Origin of the sequence: Arthrobacter sp. HMWF013 (assembly GCF_003061105.1) — a bacterium.
In the GTDB taxonomy this organism is placed as follows: Bacteria; Actinomycetota; Actinomycetes; order Actinomycetales; family Micrococcaceae; genus Arthrobacter.
This window is the reverse complement of the sequence record NZ_QAIQ01000006.1, coordinates 1-3720: the sequence shown is the minus strand read 5'-3', so window position 1 is coordinate 3720 and position 3720 is coordinate 1. Positions and strand designations below refer to the sequence as shown.

3 protein-coding genes are annotated in these 3720 nt (G+C 65.1%); 2 read left to right on the top strand and 1 reads right to left on the bottom strand.

Annotated elements, in window-relative coordinates; genetic code table 11:
* Window positions 1–879: MFS transporter (locus DBR22_RS00120; RefSeq protein ID WP_146187316.1), on the bottom strand; the 879-nt coding region annotated here is incomplete at its 3' end.
* Window positions 880–1148: 269 nt separating this feature from the next.
* Between DBR22_RS00120 and DBR22_RS00115 the strand changes: the two genes are divergently transcribed.
* Together DBR22_RS00115 and DBR22_RS00110 are read left to right on the top strand one after the other, a co-directional pair.
* A complete protein-coding gene (locus DBR22_RS00115; protein ID WP_108597215.1) occupies window positions 1149–2624 on the top strand; it encodes an MFS transporter in 1476 nt (491 codons plus the stop codon).
* 1 nt (window position 2625) lies between these two features.
* Window positions 2626–3720, top strand: a 1095-nt coding sequence (locus tag DBR22_RS00110) for a molybdopterin oxidoreductase family protein (protein WP_146187315.1), incomplete at its 3' end; no start/stop codon positions are given.

The window sequence follows — 3720 nt, the reverse complement described above, 5'->3', positions numbered from 1 at the left end:
GCCGGCCTTCTCGGCCGCAGCCTTGGCGGCATCCAGGCTGGAGGCACGGGTGCCGTAGGTCAGCGTGAACGTTGTCATCAGGTAGAAGAGCACGTACGTGGCAAGCATGATGAAGGTACCCAGGATCAACGGGCGCCAGCTGGTCTTGAAGACCCGGGCCAGCGGGAGCTTGGCCACCTCGTTGGATTCGAGCACCTTGGTGAAGGCAGGCGTTTCGATCAGCTTCAGGCGGACATAGAGGCCGATGATCACCATGACTGCGCTGAGCAGGAACGGAACGCGCCAGCCCCAGGCCAGGAAGTCGGCGGGCGAGAGAGCGTAGCTGGCCACCAGGAAGATCACGTTGGCGATGATGAAACCGATGGGGGCGCCAAGCTGCGGGAACGTGCCGTAGATGGCGCGCTTGTTGGCGGGAGCGTTCTCGGTGGCCAGCAGGGCTGCGCCGCTCCATTCGCCGCCGAGGGCGAGGCCCTGGGCGAAGCGCATGACCACCAGGAGTGCCGGGGCCCAGAACTGCCAGCCCGGAACCAGCGCGGTGGGCAGGCAGCCAATGAGGAACGTGGCGATACCCATGGTCAGCAGCGATGCCACCAGGGTGCCCTTACGGCCGAACTTGTCACCGAAGTGGCCGAAAACGATCGAACCGAGCGGGCGGGCAACGAATGCCACACCGAACACGGCGAACGAGCTGAGCAGCTGCGTGGTCTCGTTCTGGTTGGGGAAGAACAGCGAAGGGAAGACCAGCACAGCAGCTGTGGCGTAGACGTAGAAGTCGTAGAACTCAACAGTGGTGCCGATCAGGCTGGCGACAATCACGCGGCCGCGCGAGTTCACCGCCTTGGGGGATCCTGGCTCCGCGGTGGTTTGGGTGGATGACATAGAAACACTTTCCTGAGGACCGGCCGGGCAAAGTGAGACCCGGCATGCAGTAGTTAGAGTTCAATATTAGTTCCCGGCGTCCAGTCAATGGACAAATAGTCCACTATCTGGACTTCCGTGTTGTGTCTCACTTGATGGTCTCACATCGCCTCACGCCGCTTTTTTGGCGCCGATAGGCAAATGTCACAGCGCGTTAACAAACCGCGACAGTCCGCGAAACGCACCGTCTCTACCGTGGAAGAACAACATCCCCCAAGAGGAGGTACACCGTGACTGTTGATCGCAGCGCAGATGCCGGCACCGGCAATTCCGTAGATATAGACACCGACCCGTTGCACGAAGGCGTGTCCCCATCCGCCAGCGCACAGCCCGGCTCCACCCGTACAACAGACGCCGCCGTCCTGGAATTCCGCCCGGGCCGCTGGATTGCAAACTGGAACGCCGAGAACAAAGAGCAGTGGGAATCCGTTGGCCGCACCATCGCCCGCCGCAACCTGAACTGGTCCATCTTCGCTGAATTCCTCGGCTTTGTGGTGTGGCAGCTCTGGTCCATCGTTGTGGTCCAGCTCCCCGCGGCCGGCTTCACCTTCACCACGTCGGAAATCTTCTGGCTGATCTCGATGCCCAGCCTGGTAGGCGCCACGCTCCGCATCCCCTACACCTTTATGGTTCCCCGCTTCGGCGGCCGGAACTGGACCATCGTATCCGCGCTGCTTCTCCTGATTCCCGCCATCGGCCTGGGGCTCTGCGTCTCCAACCCCGAAACCCCGTTCGGCGTGATGCTCCTGGTGGCAGCACTCGCAGGCTTCGGCGGCGGCAACTTCGCCAGCTCGATGGCCAACATCACCTTCTTCTACCCGGCCCGCGAAAAGGGCTGGGCCCTGGGCCTGAACGCCGCCGGCGGCAACATGGGTGCCGCCGTCGCACAGCTCGCCGTCCCGATTGCGATCACCCTGCTCGCCGTGGGCAGCGTCAACCTGCCGATGGCAGGCTGGATGTGGGTCCCGTTCATCCTGATCGCCGCGTTCGGCGCCTGGAAGTTCATGGACAACCTCACCAGCGCCAAGGGCGATGTGGCCGGCTCGGTGGCAGCGCTCAAGGAACCGCACCTGTGGATCATGGCACTGCTCTACATCGGCACCTTCGGCTCCTTCATCGGCTTCGCCGGTGTCTTCCCGAAGCTCATCAAGGACTACTTCCCGGAATTCTCCTCCATCGGAGTCGGCACCGTGGCCCTGTCACTCGCCTTCCTGGGCCCCCTGGTCGGTTCACTGGCCCGCCCCTACGGCGGACGGATGGCTGACCGCATGGGCGGCGCCCGCATGACCGTGGCCGCCTTTGCCTCCATGGCCATCATCACCCTGACCATGATCTGGACCCTGCCGCTGAAGAACTTCTGGCTGTTCCTGGTCCTCTTCCTGATGCTCTTCACCGCCAGCGGCTTCGGCAACGGCGCAACCTACCGGATGATCCCCATCATCTTCGCCACCTCCAGCCGGGCAGCCAAGTCCGGTGCCAGCACCGTGGCAACGCAGCGGCTCGCGTCTTCCGCCCTCGGCCTCATCTCGGCCATCGGCGCCTACGGCGGATTCGTTATCCCGCAGGTCCTCAACGCCTCCAACACCGCCAGCGGCTCCTACACACCGGCCTTCTACGGTTTCGTCGGCGCCTACGTCGTCATGCTGGTGGTCTGCTGGGCCTTCTACATCCGCAACGCCAACCGAAATGCGATGGGACACGTCTAACATGACCAAAAGCGCCGACACGCACTGCCCTTACTGCGCCCTGCAGTGCGCCATGACGCTCAAGTCTCCAACGGGACTGACCCCGGCTTCCGAGCCGGGGTCAGTCCCCGTGCCGGCCGAAACAGCCGAAACAGCTGCGCTCGCTGCAGTGACAGTCCCCCTCCTGGAGGTCAGCGGGCGGGACTTCCCCACCAACCGGGGCGGCCTGTGCCGGAAGGGCTGGACCTCAGCGACGCTCCTGAACCACCCCGGCCGCGTCACCGAACCGCTCCTGAAGGGTGCGGACGGCGTGCACCGTCCCATCGGCTGGGACCAGGCCCTTGCCCTGGTGGCCACGGCCGTCAAGGACACCCAGTCCCGCTACGGGAAGGACGCCGTCGGCGTTTTCGGTGGCGGCGGCCTTACCAACGAAAAGGCCTACATGCTGGGCAAGTTCGCCCGCCTGGCCCTGGGCACCTCCCGGATCGATTACAACGGCCGCTTCTGCATGTCCTCCGCAGCAGCGGCGGGCATGCGGGCCTTCGGCCTGGACCGCGGCCTCCCCTTCCCGCTCGCGGACCTGGACAACGCGGGCACCATCATGATGCTCGGCTCCAACGTCGCCGAAACCATGCCGCCGTTTGTCCAGCACCTTAAGGGCGCCCGCGACGCCGGCGGCCTGATCGTGGTTGATCCCCGCCGCTCCGCAACGGCTGCATTTACGGCCGACGGCGGCGGCATCCACCTCCAGCCCCTGCCGGGCACCGACCTCACCCTCCTCCTGGGCATCTCCCACGTAGTGGTCCACGAGGGCCTGGCCGATCAGGCCTACATCACAGACCGGACAGCCGGCTACGACGCCGTGGTCCGCAGCGTGAACTCCTTCTGGCCAGAACGCGTCCAGTCCTTGACCGGCGTCCCCGCCGAAATGATCCGGGAGACCGCCCGCCGGCTGGCCGACGGCGCACGCAAGGGCGGCAGCTATATCCTCACCGGCCGCGGCGTGGAGCAGCATGTGGACGGTACCGACACCGCCACCGCTGCCATCAACCTGAGCCTGCTGCTGGGCCTGCCCGGTTCACTTCGCAGCGGCTACGGCACCCTCACCGGCCAGGGC